Raw genomic sequence first — 13,823 nt, 5'->3', positions numbered from 1 at the left:
TGAATACCTTTCACGCAGAAAAATCATAACAGCAAACGGGTTCCGGACTGCTTAACCCTAGACATTCCCCGTTTTTCTGCCGTACCATAAGGATTATGCTGCAAACCGAGCGAATCCGAGATGTAATACGGTATATCCAGAAATTTAAAGGCTCAACTATTGTTGTCAGGATTGATGACAACATGATTGATTTTCCGCTTTTTGCCGGGCATGTACACGATCTGTCTCTCCTCCATGATACCGGAATGAAAATCGTTGTTGTGCCCGGCGCGCAGACTCATATTTCCCGGGTATTGGACTCATACGGCATCAGCTGGAGCTTCTGCAATAAAACCCGTATTACCGATGAATCCGGAATGAATCTCATCAAAATGGCGGCATTCGATGTTTCAAACAGAATAATGACCCATTTTTCTTCCCGGCATTTGACAGCGGTTATCGGAAACTGGGTGCAGGCCCGAGGATACGGCGTACTTAACGGCACAGACTACGGAAGCGCCGGGTTTGTGGAAAAAATCGATCTTGACGCCCTTCGGAAGGTAATTGACGACGGGTTTATTCCCATTCTCCCCTGCGTCGGCTGGACTGCAACAGGAAAGCCCTACAATCTGTCCTCGGATGAACTTGCGGTCGCGGCGGCCATTGCGCTGAAAGCCGACAAGCTTTTTTTTATCGGGCATGGAACAACTATTTTCGAAAAGGATTATAACATGCCGGCAAATGTTTCCCTGGAGGAAGACGGCAGGATAGCGGCGATCGCGGTAGATGATATCGAGACATTTATCAGGATTAACCGTGAAAAGGAATCCGTTAACCCGGCGATGGAAAAAATTGTCGAACTTCTGAGATTCGGGAAAAAAGCCTGTCTCGGCGGCGTTACCCGAGCACATATTCTGAACGGAGATATAGACGGGGTGATTCCCGCGGAAATTTTTTCCGAACTCGGTTCCGGCACAATGATTTACCGCAGCGATTACGGAACATTCCGCGGTATGACAAGGGATGATATTCCCTCCGTTTTATCCCTGATGAATCCCTTTGTCGAAAACGGCACCCTGCTCCCTCGGTCCGCAGAAATTCTGGAACAGGATTTCCCGGATTATACCGTATATGAAATCGACGGGGGCATACGGGCCTGCGCCGCCCTCCATCTGTATGAAGAAAATACGGGAGAAATCGCCGGCATTGCCGTGGATGAAGCCTATGCCCATATGGGTATCGGTCCCAAAATGATGGAACGGCTCATTGAACAGGGGAAAAAAGCCGGGCTGACAACACTGTTTGTACTGACAACCCAGGCCTCGGACTGGTTTGAACGCTTTGGGTTCAGGCCGGCGGATATTGCCTATATGCCCGAAGAGCGCCGAAAAAATGGGATGGAAAAAGAAAATCCCGCCTGCTTGTACTCGAATTTTGAAATTTTCCTTGTAAACCCGGCAGACTCATACTATTCTAATAGTATATTCCATCTGAAAGAGAGAAGCCATTGGTCTACATTGAACCGACAGCCCGCATAATTCTGGAAGACGGGACCGAATATGAAGGAACAGCATTCGGTCATACTAATTCCGCTGCGGGCGAAATAGTTTTCTATACAGGAACGGCGGATATCCCCCGGCTGCTGAGCGATCCTGCGCTCCGGGGCATGATTCTTGTATTATCTACCCCCGGCGTTGGCGCCGCCGGAATTCCCCAAAACAATATAGACGAATCCGGACTCGAAACACTTTTTGAGTCAGCCAGGGTGCAGGCGGCGGGGCTGGTTCTCCCCTATTACAGCGCCGAAACCGAACATATAACCGCTTATAAAACGCTCGATAAATGGATGAAAAAATATCAGATCCCGGGAATTTCCGATGTTGACACAAGGGCTCTTGTGCAGCGGCTGAGGGAAAAAGGTACAATGAGGGCCAAGATTCTGGTTTCAAACACCAGAGAGGTCTCTTTCGCTTCGATACCCTTCGGGGCCGAGCTGCCTTCTCACCAGCAGATTATACATTACGGCAGCGGAGAAAAAAAACTGATTCTTGTTGACTGCGGTGTCCGCAGCAGCGCGGTCAGATCCCTGCTGTCGCCTGGCATAACAGTCCGGCGGGTTCCCTGGAATTACGATTATACAGGAGAAGAATTTGACGGGATTTTTATTTCGGGGGGAAACAGCGATCCTTCTTTTTACCGGGAAACAAGTTCCATACTGAAAAATGCCCTGACCTTTGAAAAACCGGTATTTGCAACCGGCCACGGGGCCGCCATACTGGCCGCCGCGGCAGGCGCTCTTCCCTTTCATATGGCTAGGGGACACAGAAGTTCAAGTGTTCCGTGCATAGATCTTGAAACCGGACGCTGCCATATTACAGCCCAGAACCATGGATACGGAATTTATGAAGACTCTCTGCCGCCCGGCTGGGAAACACTTTTCCTGAATAATATGGATAATTCCATAGAAGGCTTCACCGGAAAAAAAGGGCTTTTCTGCGGCGTGCTTTTTAATCCCGAAGGAAACCCGGGTCCGAGGGACACGGTATTTTTATATAACCGTTTTCTGGACCTTGTCCGCAATGGAGGACTTTCCTCATGAACACATACCGCATTGCAACTCCGAAAACAGTGCTGATTCTCGGTTCCGGCGGACAGAAAATAGGACAGTCGGGAGAATTTGATTATGCGGGCTTCCATGCTATCCGCGCGTTCAAATCGGAAAACATCAGAACAATACTGGTTAATCCGAATATGGCCGCTGTACAGGCGAGGGAGCATATCGCCGACGCGGTATACTTTCTTCCCGTCACACCGGAATTTGTGGAACAGATAATCGAAAAGGAACGGCCGGACTCACTCCTCGTCAGTTTCGGGGGAAAAGAGGCTTTTAACTGCGCCCTCCGGCTCCGCAAACAGAGTGTTCTCGAAAAATACAACATCCAGATACTGGGTACCGATATTGACGCGATTAGCAAAACAGACCAGAGAAATGAATTTATAAACCTGCTGAAGCAGGAAGGCCTCCCGGTTCCGGGTTCAGAACAGGTATCTTCATTTAAGGAAGCGGAACGAATAGCCTCAAAACACGGTTATCCGGTAATGGTAAGAACAAACTTTGACACTGAAAATTCTTCCTACTGCTGCTTAAATGAACAGGAGCTCGCTTTCCACTGCGCCCAGGCTCTTTCCGGCGCAGATTCCTTTTATGTTGAAGAATGGCTCGGCGGCTGGAAAGAAGTGGAATTTGAAATTCTCCGCGACGCAATGGATAACTGTATAGTTGCCTGCACCATGGAAAATATTGATCCGGCCGGTATTCATAACGGAGATTCGGCCATTGTAATACCCGCGCAAACCCTGACGGATTCCGAGCTGCAAAATCTGAGGACCGCCGCGTTCAGGGCCGCCAGACTTTTTAATATAATCGGCGAAGCCAATATACGGTTTGTGCTTGATCCCGCATCGGAAGATTTCAGACTGATTGAAATGGCCCCGCGGATTTCACGGAGTTCGGTCCTTGCCTCAAAGGCGTCCGGCTTTCCGATTGCCCTTATTGCGTCAAAGATAATGCTCGGGTTTTCACTGTCGGAAATTGATAATAAACTGACAGGCTCTACACGTTATTGTACTGAACCGTCTTTTGATTATTGTGCGGTAAAAATGCCGCGGTGGGATACTGAAAAATTCAGAAATGTGGACCGGCATCTCGGAGCGGAAATGAAATCGGTCGGAAGCGCGCTCGCCTTCGGAAAAACCTTTGAGGAAGCGTTACAGAAAGCCGTCCGGATGGCAAATCCGCGGAACACTGGAATTGCCTGCCACGGATATATATTCAAGGATATAAAAGCGGAGCTGAAAGATCCGACGGACCTTCATATTTTCGCAATTTACTCAGCGCTCCGGGAAGGGTGGTCAGCTGACCGCATCTATAAATATACGCATATTAACCGGTACTTTATATCCTGTCTGAAAAATATTCTTGAAGTTGAGACCGAACTGGCGGCTTCGCCTGCAGACCGCTCCTCTTTGGTGATAAACAGAGAACAGTTCGCCCGCGCAAAACGGACCGGTTTCTCGGACGACCAGATTGCGTGTATTTTAAAAACACGGGCTGAAAAGGTAAGAAGGTTCCGGCAGGAACTGAATCTGCGGCCGGTAGTAAAACAAATCGATACCTGCAGCGCGGAATATGCGTCCAAAAGCAACATGCTCTATATGACCTATTCCGGAATAACCAATGATGTAAAACCTGCCGAACGCGGAACGCTTATACCGGGATCAGGACCCTATCATATCGGTTCAAGTCTCGAATATGACTGGTGTGCTTACAGCGCGCTGCAGACATGTAAAGACCTCGGCCAATACAGCATAATGGTTAACTGCAATCCTGAAGCAGTCTCCACGGATTTTGAGGTGAGCGACAGGTTGTATTTTGAGGAGGTCTCCCTTGAACGCATACTTGACATATACGAAGCCGAACGGCCTGACGGCGTACTCCTTTCCGTAGGAGGAACGGAAGCAAACAGACTGGCGCTTCCGCTCTCCTGGCTGAACATACCGGTTTTCGGAACAGATCCCGCCGATATTGACCGGGCTGAAAACAGGAATAAATTCAGCGCGCTGCTCGACACCCTGCACATCCGTCAGCCGGAATGGACAGAGATAACCCATATTGATGAAGCTTTTACCTTTGCGCAGAAATCGGGCTTTCCGGTTCTCATCCGGCCGGCCAATGTTTCTTCCGAAGAAGCAAAGGACGTAGCCTGGAATGACAACAGCCTGAAAACCCTGCTTTCCAAAACCATAACCGTAAGCGCCGAACATCCTGTAATGCTTACACATTATGAAGAAAACTCAAAGGAAATTGAAATCGATGCGGTCGCCCGGAACGGGGAAATCCTTGTATATGCGATAAGCGAGCATATTGAAAACGCCGGCGTACATTCCGGAGACGCTACCGTTGTTCTGCCCGCCCAGCGCATTTATCTTTCAACCGCCCAGGCAATAAAAAAAGCGGCGAGAAAAATAGCGGCCGAACTCGGAATAACCGGACCCTTCAATATCCAGTTCCTGGCGAAACGGACAGACATACAGGTTATAGAATGCAGCATGAGGGCAAGCCGCTCCATTCCCTTCTGCTCAAATGTATTCCGCACCGATTTTGTCGATCTCGCGGTAAAAGCCCAGCTCGGGGCTGAAGCAGCAAAGGTTCAGGGCAACCAGTTTGATATAGACTATGTCGGTGTAAAGGCAGCCCAGTTCAGCTATTCCCGCCTCAAGGGCGCGGATCCGGTTGCCGGAGTTGAAATGACGAGTACCGGTGAAGTCGGCTGCCTCGGCAGGGGAGTACGGGACGCCTTTATGAAAGCCATGGTTTCAGCCGGATACGGAATTCCCAAAAGGAAAATTCTTCTTTCGACGGGCCCTCTTGAAGATAAGGTGGATTTTATTGACAGCGCGAGAAAGCTCAGAAACATGGGTTATGAACTTGCCGCTTCAAGCGGGACGGCCCGGTTCCTTCACGCCAACGGAATCGAAGCGGAAATTCTGGCCTGGCCCCTCGACGACAAAAAGCCGAATATTGCGGACGCGATAAAAACCCATGACATCGATCTGGTAATCAACATTCCGAAAAACAACCGGGAAATTGAACTTAAAAATGACTATATTATCCGCCGGATGTCCATCGACTACAGCATACCCCTGATTACCAATATTAAGGTCGCTAAACAGTACACTGACGCGCTGGAGTGGTATAAAACTCATGGTTTTGAAATAAAAAGCAGGGAAGAATACAGGGTATAAGGAAAGTCCTGTTCAGGTGTATCCGCAAGTCTTGCCTGCGGATACCTGTCCGGATTTCCAAATCTACTTCAGCGGGACCCAGTACTCGCACCAGTAATCTTCCGCCTCGTGATCAGGCAGCGGCGGGTAGTATTCTATTTCAGGCGCGCCCGAATGTTCCCGTCCCGAAGCCGGAAACCATTCCGAAAAAATTCTCTTTATAGTTTCCTGGAAGTTTTTGCGCATCGGGCCGCGGGAAGTAAATTTCCCCCAGGTTGACGCCGGGACCGGTATATCGGTGCAGCCCTTCGGCAAACTCTTTGTATCCCGGGGTTTTTCGATGGCTATGCTGTATACAAAGTTTCCCGTTTTCATGTCGAAGGAATGGCACACTCCGCAGACACCGAGCGCTGAATCACCCGCTTTTTCAAAAAAAGGTTTCAGTCTTCCATCCTGCATCGAGTCATCCCAAAAGCGGGGGATATTTGTAAGATTGCTTCCGTCTTTTGAATTCACCGTAATACTGATGCCGGTAAGTGTGAGCGCCGGCCCCTCTTCAATTCTGAATTCCATAGCTTTATCTCCTTTCAGGACAATCGAGAACGAAAGCGGGGGATATGCATGAAGCGAAGTCCCTTCCTGCCTGGCCTTGCTTGGCGTGCAGTTAAACTCGCGCCTGAAGGCCCTGGAAAAAGAATCCGGAGAATCGTACCCCGCGGCAAGCGCGATATCCAGAATTTTTTCCCTGCCGGAAACAAGCTTCAGCGCCGCAAGAGAGAGCCGGCGTCGCCGGATATACTCCGCAGGGCTGATGCCTGTAATCACCTCAAACATTCTCATAAAATGAAAAGCGGAACAATTCGCGATTTTCGCAATGCGTACAATATCGGCAGGTTCACCGAGATGAGTCTCCATGTACTGTATCGCATTATTAATCCTTGTCTGCCAGTCTAATGTCACTGAACGTTCCTGTCCTGTAAGAAAAACTATACCCTGCCGGAACAGGATTTTCCCGATTTTTATTGCCGAGTGCTGCAGGATTTTTCCCTGACAGCCGGCGCTGTCAGGTATGTTTTTTTATTAACCTGGCGATCACCACAACAAGATAGATAATAAAAATAAGGCTCAAAGCCAGCGCGGCGATATATTGTATGATACCACAGACAGTCAGTTTCGCGCCATTAAAAAAGAACATAACGCAGATAATCGCCGAAATAAGCAAAAACAGGAAAATCAGAAAACACAGGGAAGCAATAACATTCCTTTTATTGTTTGTTATAAGCGTCCTGGTGTTTCCAAAAGATCCGGGCCTGTCTTCCGTATATTCTTGCCGCCATATATGTACACTGCCCGTTTTCCCTGTAAGCTCCCAGCCGTCAGACTCATGGCTGCTTACATATTCCTTTGATGGCTGGGGCTGCAGGTCATAGATATAACGGAATTTTCTTGGTTCTTCTTTTTTAAAAACCATGCAAAATGAACTCCAGCCGCCTGTCTTTTCCAGATGCCAGCCTCTTGCGTCCATTTTTTCAAGCCACTGTTCAAAATCGGAAGGCACCACATATCTGAAAGCCGGAAACAGGGACCACTTTTTTTTCACCGTTCAATCCTCAGGTTATTGTATATTTCAGCGATGCGGTCCGTTTCCTCCCGGAGGAGCCGGCGGCCTGTCCTGGTTATAACATACAGTTTTTTCCGGTCTTCTTCCCGGACAGGTATAATCAGGTTTGCCGCCTCAAGTTTCCGAAGCGTCTGGTATATGGTCCCGGCTCCCAGTTTCAGCCTGTCCCTTGTAATTTTTCTGACATGAAGAATGATTCCGTAACCGTGCCTCGGTTTCCGTAATGAAAGAAGTATATAGCACATTGTCTCGGTCATGGGCAGAAACCTGCTCCCTCTTTTATCTGTTTCCATATTATTCCCTTATACCGCAGCGTGATATATTATGGTGTGATATATACCATTATATATATCACACCGCGATATATGTCAAGAAAAAACACCGCTTCGCGGGCCCTTTGCGCAACTCCGTATCTTTTCTTCAACTGTTCAGATGTCCCCGATTTTTCCCTTAGCGGATTTCGTGCTATACTTTTTATTCATGACGGGGATTTAATACTCCAGACCGAAGGTCTGCCTGCTCTGCGGTGTATTTTATTATATGAAAAAAGCAAAAAAACGGTCATTACCGCACTTTTTATTGACTTTGACGTCGCGGCGTACTTTATTGTGACTGCCATGGAGGTTACGGATGGAGCTGAAAACAGTCAGTGAGGTTTCACGGGGTTTCGGTATTTCAACAAGAACACTGCGCTATTATGAAGAGCTGGGGCTGATTGAAAGTATCCGGAGGGAAGGATATGCCTACCGCATGTATACCGAACAATCGGTAAGAAGACTGAACCAGATCATCATCCTGCGGAAGCTGCGGATACCGCTGAAACAGATACATGACATTCTGAAAAACGGCGATGCGGTAACAGCAATCGAGGCTTTCAGTGATCAGGTGGAGGAACTCAGCGATGAGATAACGGCCCTTTCGACAATACGGACCATTCTCGAACAGCTTATCGATGAACTCAGCCGGAAAGCACAAATGAATATAAGGTTCGAACTGACTACAGATGAAACACTGCTGAAAGCGATCAACGCTCTCTCCTTAACACGAATACAATTCAAGGAGGAGAAATCCATGGAAGAACTGAACAGCGCGCACAAAAGCCTGACAAAACTGAAAGATGTACGGATTGTATATCTTCCCCCCTGCACGGTTGCGGCGGCCCACTATATCGGGGAAAACCCCGAAGATACCGCGGGAAAGATGATTGACGACTTTGTGCAGGAACAGAAACTGTATGAGATTAAACCGGACGCCCGACTCTTCGGGTTTAACCACCCGAGTCCTACACAGGAAAACCAGATCTACGGATATGAATTCTGGATAACCATTCCGGATAATATGGCCGTTCCTGCCCCGCTGGAAAAAAAACGGTTTGAGGGAGGACTCTACGCGGCCCACATGATAGTGATGCCCAATTTTCATGAGTGGCAGTGGCTTGCGGACTGGGTCGTTAATGACAATCCGAAGTACGCTCCCAACGATATCTGTGACGGCGGGGAACACATGGGCGGCCTGCTTGAGGAACATCTCGGCTATCTGTATTATGCCCGGCCGGGGAACGCGGAGTATAATGGCCATCAGTTTGACCTGCTGTTTCCAATCCGGCTTAAAGAAGACAGCGGAGAGAACCATACATGAAACAGTATAACGGACTTACCTTTAATATCATGAGGAAAGAGGACATTCCCGAGCTTACCGCCGTCATGAAACGGGCCTTTGATGAGGATTCACGGCGCCACCTCGGAGAGGAAAGCGGCGGACCCGACGGTTATGACGACGGAAGCTTTTTGAGGAAATGGGGACTGCACCCCGCAAGCTCTGCCTGGAAAATCGAAAAAGACGGAAAACTGATCGGGGCGGTTATCGTATGGGTTTTCAGTTCCCGGGAAAACAAGCTCGGCTGTATGTTCATCGACCCGGAACTGCAGGACAAAGGGCTGGGACGGACGGTCTGGAAGTTCATCGAATCGGAATATCCCCAGACAGTAACCTGGAGAACGGAAACCCCGGGGTTTTCCAAACGCAATCACAATTTTTATGTGAACAAGCTGGGATTTAAAATCGTAAAGATTGAAAATCCGGGAGACCCGCGCAGCGAAATGTACATCATGGAAAAAGAAATGGGGAGGCGGTAATGGGATACAGCTTTACCCTGACGCCGGCGGAAATCCCCTCCGAAGGACCGAATCGCGCCGGAACTTCCTTTTAATGCAGGGGAGATATTCGGCAGAAAAGGAGCTTCCAAGGTGAAGGGAAAAATAAACAGGGAAGCTTATGAATGTTCTCTCATCCACCGGGGAAAAGGGATATATCTGTTCCCGTGAACAGACAGCTCCTGAGCCGGATATGTCCGCAGGGAAAAACGGAAGCGGCATTTTCGGTGACCATGCGTCCGGTTGAAGAAACAGCGGAAAAAGATTCCCCCCGACCCCGGACAGAAAATACCGGAAAATAGAATCAGGGACCTGTGTCCCACAGCCGAACAGTAAAACCTGGGGCCAGATAATTGAGGCCCTTGACCGGTACGGGATCCACCGCCCGGAACGGAACCTCCGGGTAAACGTAAAAAACCTTCCCCGGAATAAGGGGCTCCTGTGTTCCCGGATATTTGCATACTGACAGTCCGGATGCCGGAATATTCCAACCGGACCCTTTATTTCCGGGGAACATATTATGACCCGGAATTCGGAGTACTCGAATCCTGCCGCCCGGACGGACGCATTACCTCATTTCTGGAGATATCCGGAAACTGATTCTCCGCGTTTCCTGCTGGTGAAAGAAGTTTTTTACATTGCGTTATATCACGTTATGATATAACGCAATGTGATATATTATGATAAAATATATTGTTATTACCAATGCCGGACATCATCACCATTCGTATTATTTTAAAAATAATCCCATCCTGAAAAATGCAGGACTGTATTCCGGCCGCACAATGGCCTTCACGGTATCAGCCGTTTTGCTCATTCTCCGGCTTGCATTCAAAGACTTCTCCGATAGGCACCCCAAAAACATCCGCCAGCCGGAAGGCCAATTCCAGTGAAGGTGTGTATTTGCCCGCTTCCAGGGCCACAATGGTTTGCCGGGAAGTCCCCGCCTTTTCCGCCAGTTCGTGCTGCGTCATTTCGTTTGCGAAAAACCGGAGCTTCCGGATATTATTGGTAATAACCAGCTTTTTACCCATTCCGGACGCCCTTTTCGTACAGATAAATGCTCATGGCGCCTTCCATAATCGATCCGGCGGCAAAGGTCCCAAACAGGATATGCAGAGCCGCAATGGCGGGAGCTCCAAGAGCCAGCGCCGTGAGGACTCCGATAAAGCCGATACCGGCGAACATGTATCCGCTGCGGGCTGTTTTCATACTGATAAGCTTATCCATTTCATCCTCAGTCATTGTAGCTGAAATAATCTTCTCGACTTCCTTATCACATCTGTTCTGTTCCTTAACCGCTACTCCGATGGAAAAAGCTATGTTGAAAAAATCTGGATTATAATCACTGCGGCAATTCCGATTCCGATAAAAATCAGCATCAGAAGAGCCCAGGCCTTCAGATTATCCGGACCGGGAGCGGTTTTTCCCGTGGCATAGATAATATAGACGGCAGCAAGGATGATGCCTGTGACCATACTGGTAATGGTTCTTTTGCTTTGATACGACATAAGGGTATTCTCCTTTTCAATAAAGTAAAATCTGTTATTCAGAATATACACTACATTATACTTTATGTCAAGTTTATTTTACATAAAGTATAAAATATCACTCTTTTTATTATTATTTATGTCTCCGAAAGAACTTTCGCCGCTGTCAGAGATAAATTCCTGTATTGATAAAGGGAGCGGATATGATAAATACTGGAATTCTGGAGGAGAAGCCGTATGACTGAACAGAATACAGCCGTTCTTGAGTTTATAAAAAAGTATGTTACCGGCAGGGCGCTGAAGACAGATGAAGTTCTGTACAGCCTTGAAGGAGGAAATCTGGAGGGCAGCTATGCGGACGAAATGTTTTTTTCTGATCTGATATATTCGCCGACCGGATTCCGCTTTGCGATGACAACAGTCACCCGGGAAAAAATATATATTCTTGATTCCGAAAAAAAACGCATATCGGTAAAAAAGGATTTTACGGGCGCAAGTGTTTTTCAATATGATATCGCGGAGCGGAAAAGCAGCGAGGCCCTGACAGGAACCATGCGGATGGTGTCCTCAACAGTTAAGGACCATACAATGGAAGCGGTAGTCAATGGTGTGTGCGGTATAGTATTACATGACAGGGAACTGCGCTGGAAGGAACAGCAGCTTTTTTACCGGGACATGCCTGCTGACGGAAACATTTACAGGGCGGTCGCTTTTGACGCCGGCATACGTTTTTATCTTGAAGATACCAAACTGAGGTTTGAATATACCCCGTATTATTATAATGTAGACCCGGAAAACATGACCAGGGAAAAATCCCGGGATGTGTATCCTGTATTTCTGACAAAAGAAATGTAAGACACCTTCCTGAAAATCTTTTTCCGGACCTGTACGGAATAGTTGAATTACCGCATTTTTTTGCTACAGTGGAGCATGGCTGTAGTATCTATTATATTCCAGATTATCGGAAGTCTTGGGTTTCTTCTGTATGGAATGAAACTGATGAGCGACGGCATCCAGAAAACCGCAGGGGAAAGACTGCACAAGGTTCTGGGTTTTATGACAAAGAACCGCTTCCTTGCCGTGCTTACCGGTTTGTTCATCACAATGATTATCCAATCGTCAAGCGCGACAACCGTTATGGTTGTTTCCTTTGTAAACGCAGGGCTGCTGACACTGACACAGGCTATAGGCGTTATTTTCGGCGCAAATATAGGTACTACCTTTACGGCCTGGATTGTTTCTCTCATAGGCTTCAGTTTCAACTTATCGGCGTTTGCGGTACCGGCCTTCGGGATCGGGTTTCTCCTTACTTTTGTTAAAAAGTGGAAAAAACAGGGACTTGGAGAGGCCATAATGGGCTTCGGGCTCCTCTTTGTGGGACTCGATATGCTTTCAAACGCCCTTCCCCCGGTTACCGCTGAAAATGTGGCTTTTCTCCAGTTTTTCGCGGACAAGGGCTATCTCAGCGTTATTATCGGTATCCTGGCCGGTACAATTGTGACGGCTATCATTAACTCTTCAAGCGCGGTAACGGCCATCATTATTACGCTCGCTTACCGGGGGCTGTTTACCTGGGAATTTTCAGCCGCAATGGTTCTCGGAAGCAATATCGGAACAACTCTGGACGCGGTTCTTGCTTCAATCGGAACAAAGGTAAATGCCCGGAGGGCAGCCCTTGTGCATGTGCTGTTTAATACGGTAGGAACCATTATCGCCGCGATATTTTTCTATCCGTTTCTGTCATTTGTGGACTTTCTGGTCCCGGGCGCGCCTGAAGAAACCATTACTATCCATATCGCTATGCTTCATACCGTGTTTAATGTTCTTTGTACCCTGCTCTTTCTGCCCTTTACAAACCAGCTGGCAAGGCTTACCGAATTTATTATCAAGCCGAAGGCGGATGAGACACCGGAAGTATACCGTCTTGAATTCATATCTGTGAGTAACAGGGAAAACGCGGAAGGCTATATCATGCAGGCGGAAAAAGAGCTGGCGGATATGACAGATATAGCCGCAAAAATGGTCGATTATCTGGCGGACAGTCTTTCCGACAGCAAGGAACACCCTATTTCTTCATATATAACCAAACTTGCCGAACTGGAAGATTATGCCGATCAGATGAAAGAGGGCCTGTCAAATTACCTGGTGTCAACTTCAAAACTGCCGCTGTCCGACAAGTCCCAGAAAAATGTGCTGCTTATGCTCCAGATTGTAGAAGAACTTGAATCCATGACGGATGACTGTTACAGCGTTGCCCTGCTTTTGAATAAGAGTGCCGAAAAGAAAATGGACTTTCAGGAAGATGATATAGAACGCCTTATTCCGTATATTTCGCTGGTCCAGAAATTCCTTGTTTTTATCAAGGAACATATAAACAAACATTTAACCAGCGATGAACTGCTGACGGCCCAGACGCTCGAAAACGCGATTGACCGTTTCCGCAAAAATCTGAAAAAAGTTGCCCGCAAGCGTCTTGAAGACGGGGCCGATGTAAAAAGCGAGCTCCTGTACATTGATGTTGTCCGGAATATTGAGAAAATCGGCGATCACGCGTTCAGCATAGCGGAGATGCTGGCCCAGACAAAGTAAAAGCCCATCGGGAAATATCCGCATGGGTTGTATATACTCTTTTGCGGACTCAGACCTTTTATTCCGGATACAAACCGGACCGGACGGCAGTTTTCTGCCGCCGGTTTTTTATAAGACAAAACACAGTTCCGTATATTATTTTAAAAGCTTCTTTCAAAACTAACCGGGTTTTGAAAGAAGCTCATTTACATTTATTATCCGCGCAGG

15 protein-coding genes are annotated in these 13,823 nt (G+C 47.9%); 9 read left to right on the top strand and 6 right to left on the bottom strand.

What is annotated here, in order from left to right; all coding sequences use genetic code 11:
* The first annotated feature begins 95 nt into the window (after positions 1–95).
* Genes argA through carB form a run of 3 tightly spaced genes read left to right on the top strand, consistent with a single transcriptional unit; the run spans position 96 to position 5,784 of the window.
* Positions 96–1,517: an amino-acid N-acetyltransferase gene (argA, locus tag K7I13_RS09545; RefSeq protein ID WP_255945044.1), complete on the top strand. Its 1,422-nt coding sequence runs from the start codon at positions 96–98 to the stop codon at positions 1,515–1,517.
* Positions 1,487–2,578, top strand: a complete 1,092-nt coding sequence (locus tag K7I13_RS09540; protein ID WP_255945042.1) for a carbamoyl phosphate synthase small subunit — start codon at positions 1,487–1,489, stop codon at positions 2,576–2,578. Before argA ends, K7I13_RS09540 begins: the two co-directional genes overlap by 31 nt.
* Complete coding sequence (gene carB, locus K7I13_RS09535; protein WP_255945040.1) at positions 2,575–5,784, top strand: carbamoyl-phosphate synthase (glutamine-hydrolyzing) large subunit; 3,210 nt, start codon at positions 2,575–2,577, stop codon at positions 5,782–5,784. Before K7I13_RS09540 ends, carB begins: the two co-directional genes overlap by 4 nt.
* A gap of 63 nt (positions 5,785–5,847) precedes the next feature.
* Here the strand turns inward: carB and K7I13_RS09530 are convergent, their stop codons facing one another.
* The 3 genes from K7I13_RS09530 to K7I13_RS09520 form a co-directional block, all read right to left on the bottom strand.
* The gene (locus tag K7I13_RS09530; RefSeq protein ID WP_255945038.1) at positions 5,848–6,723 is read right to left on the bottom strand and encodes an AraC family transcriptional regulator; all 876 of its coding nucleotides are present in this window, start codon (positions 6,721–6,723) and stop codon (positions 5,848–5,850) included.
* Positions 6,724–6,826: 103 nt separating this feature from the next.
* Entirely contained in the window at positions 6,827–7,363 is a 537-nt protein-coding gene (locus tag K7I13_RS09525) for a DUF2812 domain-containing protein (protein WP_255945037.1), read from the bottom strand.
* Positions 7,360–7,677: a PadR family transcriptional regulator gene (locus K7I13_RS09520; RefSeq protein WP_255945036.1), complete on the bottom strand. Its 318-nt coding sequence runs from the start codon at positions 7,675–7,677 to the stop codon at positions 7,360–7,362. Before K7I13_RS09520 ends, K7I13_RS09525 begins: the two co-directional genes overlap by 4 nt.
* A 72-nt stretch (positions 7,678–7,749) precedes the next feature.
* Between K7I13_RS09520 and K7I13_RS09515 the strand changes: the two genes are divergently transcribed.
* The 4 genes from K7I13_RS09515 (at position 7,750) to K7I13_RS09500 (ending at position 9,784) form a co-directional block, all read left to right on the top strand.
* Positions 7,750–8,037 (top strand): hypothetical protein, encoded by a 288-nt coding sequence (locus tag K7I13_RS09515; RefSeq protein WP_255945035.1) that lies wholly within the window; start codon positions 7,750–7,752, stop codon positions 8,035–8,037.
* On the top strand, positions 8,015–9,022 hold the full coding sequence (locus tag K7I13_RS09510) for a MerR family transcriptional regulator (protein WP_255945034.1): 1,008 nt from the start codon (positions 8,015–8,017) through the stop codon (positions 9,020–9,022). Before K7I13_RS09515 ends, K7I13_RS09510 begins: the two co-directional genes overlap by 23 nt.
* Complete coding sequence (locus K7I13_RS09505; protein ID WP_255945033.1) at positions 9,019–9,519, top strand: GNAT family N-acetyltransferase; 501 nt, start codon at positions 9,019–9,021, stop codon at positions 9,517–9,519. Before K7I13_RS09510 ends, K7I13_RS09505 begins: the two co-directional genes overlap by 4 nt.
* Positions 9,520–9,658: 139 nt before the next feature.
* Positions 9,659–9,784, top strand: a complete 126-nt coding sequence (locus tag K7I13_RS09500; RefSeq protein ID WP_255945032.1) for a hypothetical protein — start codon at positions 9,659–9,661, stop codon at positions 9,782–9,784.
* Between the two features lie 553 nt (positions 9,785–10,337).
* On the opposite strand, the gene K7I13_RS09495 is transcribed toward K7I13_RS09500, so the two are convergent.
* From K7I13_RS09495 to K7I13_RS09485, 3 genes are all read right to left on the bottom strand, one after another.
* Positions 10,338–10,571 carry a helix-turn-helix transcriptional regulator gene (locus tag K7I13_RS09495; protein ID WP_255945031.1) on the bottom strand — a complete coding sequence of 78 codons (234 nt, stop codon included), beginning with the start codon at positions 10,569–10,571 and terminating at the stop codon, positions 10,338–10,340.
* Positions 10,564–10,767 (bottom strand): hypothetical protein, encoded by a 204-nt coding sequence (locus tag K7I13_RS09490; RefSeq protein WP_255945030.1) that lies wholly within the window; start codon positions 10,765–10,767, stop codon positions 10,564–10,566. Before K7I13_RS09490 ends, K7I13_RS09495 begins: the two co-directional genes overlap by 8 nt.
* A gap of 89 nt (positions 10,768–10,856) precedes the next feature.
* A complete protein-coding gene (locus K7I13_RS09485; protein WP_255945029.1) occupies positions 10,857–11,048 on the bottom strand; it encodes a hypothetical protein in 192 nt (63 codons plus the stop codon).
* Positions 11,049–11,264: 216 nt separating this feature from the next.
* Between K7I13_RS09485 and K7I13_RS09480 the strand changes: the two genes are divergently transcribed.
* Positions 11,265–11,882, top strand: a complete 618-nt coding sequence (locus tag K7I13_RS09480) for a hypothetical protein (RefSeq protein ID WP_255945028.1) — start codon at positions 11,265–11,267, stop codon at positions 11,880–11,882.
* 75 nt (positions 11,883–11,957) lie between these two features.
* Positions 11,958–13,616 (top strand): Na/Pi cotransporter family protein, encoded by a 1,659-nt coding sequence (locus K7I13_RS09475; RefSeq protein WP_255945026.1) that lies wholly within the window; start codon positions 11,958–11,960, stop codon positions 13,614–13,616.
* Positions 13,617–13,823 lie beyond the last annotated feature (207 nt).

Origin of the sequence: Brucepastera parasyntrophica (genome assembly GCF_022376835.1) — a bacterium.
In the GTDB taxonomy this organism is placed as follows: Bacteria; Spirochaetota; Spirochaetia; order Treponematales; family Treponemataceae; genus Brucepastera; species Brucepastera parasyntrophica.
This window is presented reverse-complemented; position numbering and strand designations above follow the sequence as displayed.

What these genes read in the sequence shown, in the direction of transcription:
- argA (WP_255945044.1), top strand. Translation starts at nt 96, where the DNA reads ATGCTGCAAACCGAGCGAATCCGAGATGTAATACGGTATATCCAGAAA.
- carB (WP_255945040.1), top strand. Translation starts at nt 2,575, where the DNA reads ATGAACACATACCGCATTGCAACTCCGAAAACAGTGCTGATTCTCGGT.
- K7I13_RS09520 (WP_255945036.1), bottom strand. Translation starts at nt 7,677, where the DNA reads ATGGAAACAGATAAAAGAGGGAGCAGGTTTCTGCCCATGACCGAGACA.
- K7I13_RS09515 (WP_255945035.1), top strand. Translation starts at nt 7,750, where the DNA reads ATGTCAAGAAAAAACACCGCTTCGCGGGCCCTTTGCGCAACTCCGTAT.
- K7I13_RS09510 (WP_255945034.1), top strand. Translation starts at nt 8,015, where the DNA reads ATGGAGCTGAAAACAGTCAGTGAGGTTTCACGGGGTTTCGGTATTTCA.
- K7I13_RS09505 (WP_255945033.1), top strand. Translation starts at nt 9,019, where the DNA reads ATGAAACAGTATAACGGACTTACCTTTAATATCATGAGGAAAGAGGAC.
- K7I13_RS09500 (WP_255945032.1), top strand. Translation starts at nt 9,659, where the DNA reads ATGAATGTTCTCTCATCCACCGGGGAAAAGGGATATATCTGTTCCCGT.
- K7I13_RS09495 (WP_255945031.1), bottom strand. Translation starts at nt 10,571, where the DNA reads ATGGGTAAAAAGCTGGTTATTACCAATAATATCCGGAAGCTCCGGTTT.
- K7I13_RS09490 (WP_255945030.1), bottom strand. Translation starts at nt 10,767, where the DNA reads ATGGATAAGCTTATCAGTATGAAAACAGCCCGCAGCGGATACATGTTC.
- K7I13_RS09485 (WP_255945029.1), bottom strand. Translation starts at nt 11,048, where the DNA reads ATGTCGTATCAAAGCAAAAGAACCATTACCAGTATGGTCACAGGCATC.
- K7I13_RS09480 (WP_255945028.1), top strand. Translation starts at nt 11,265, where the DNA reads ATGACTGAACAGAATACAGCCGTTCTTGAGTTTATAAAAAAGTATGTT.
- K7I13_RS09475 (WP_255945026.1), top strand. Translation starts at nt 11,958, where the DNA reads ATGGCTGTAGTATCTATTATATTCCAGATTATCGGAAGTCTTGGGTTT.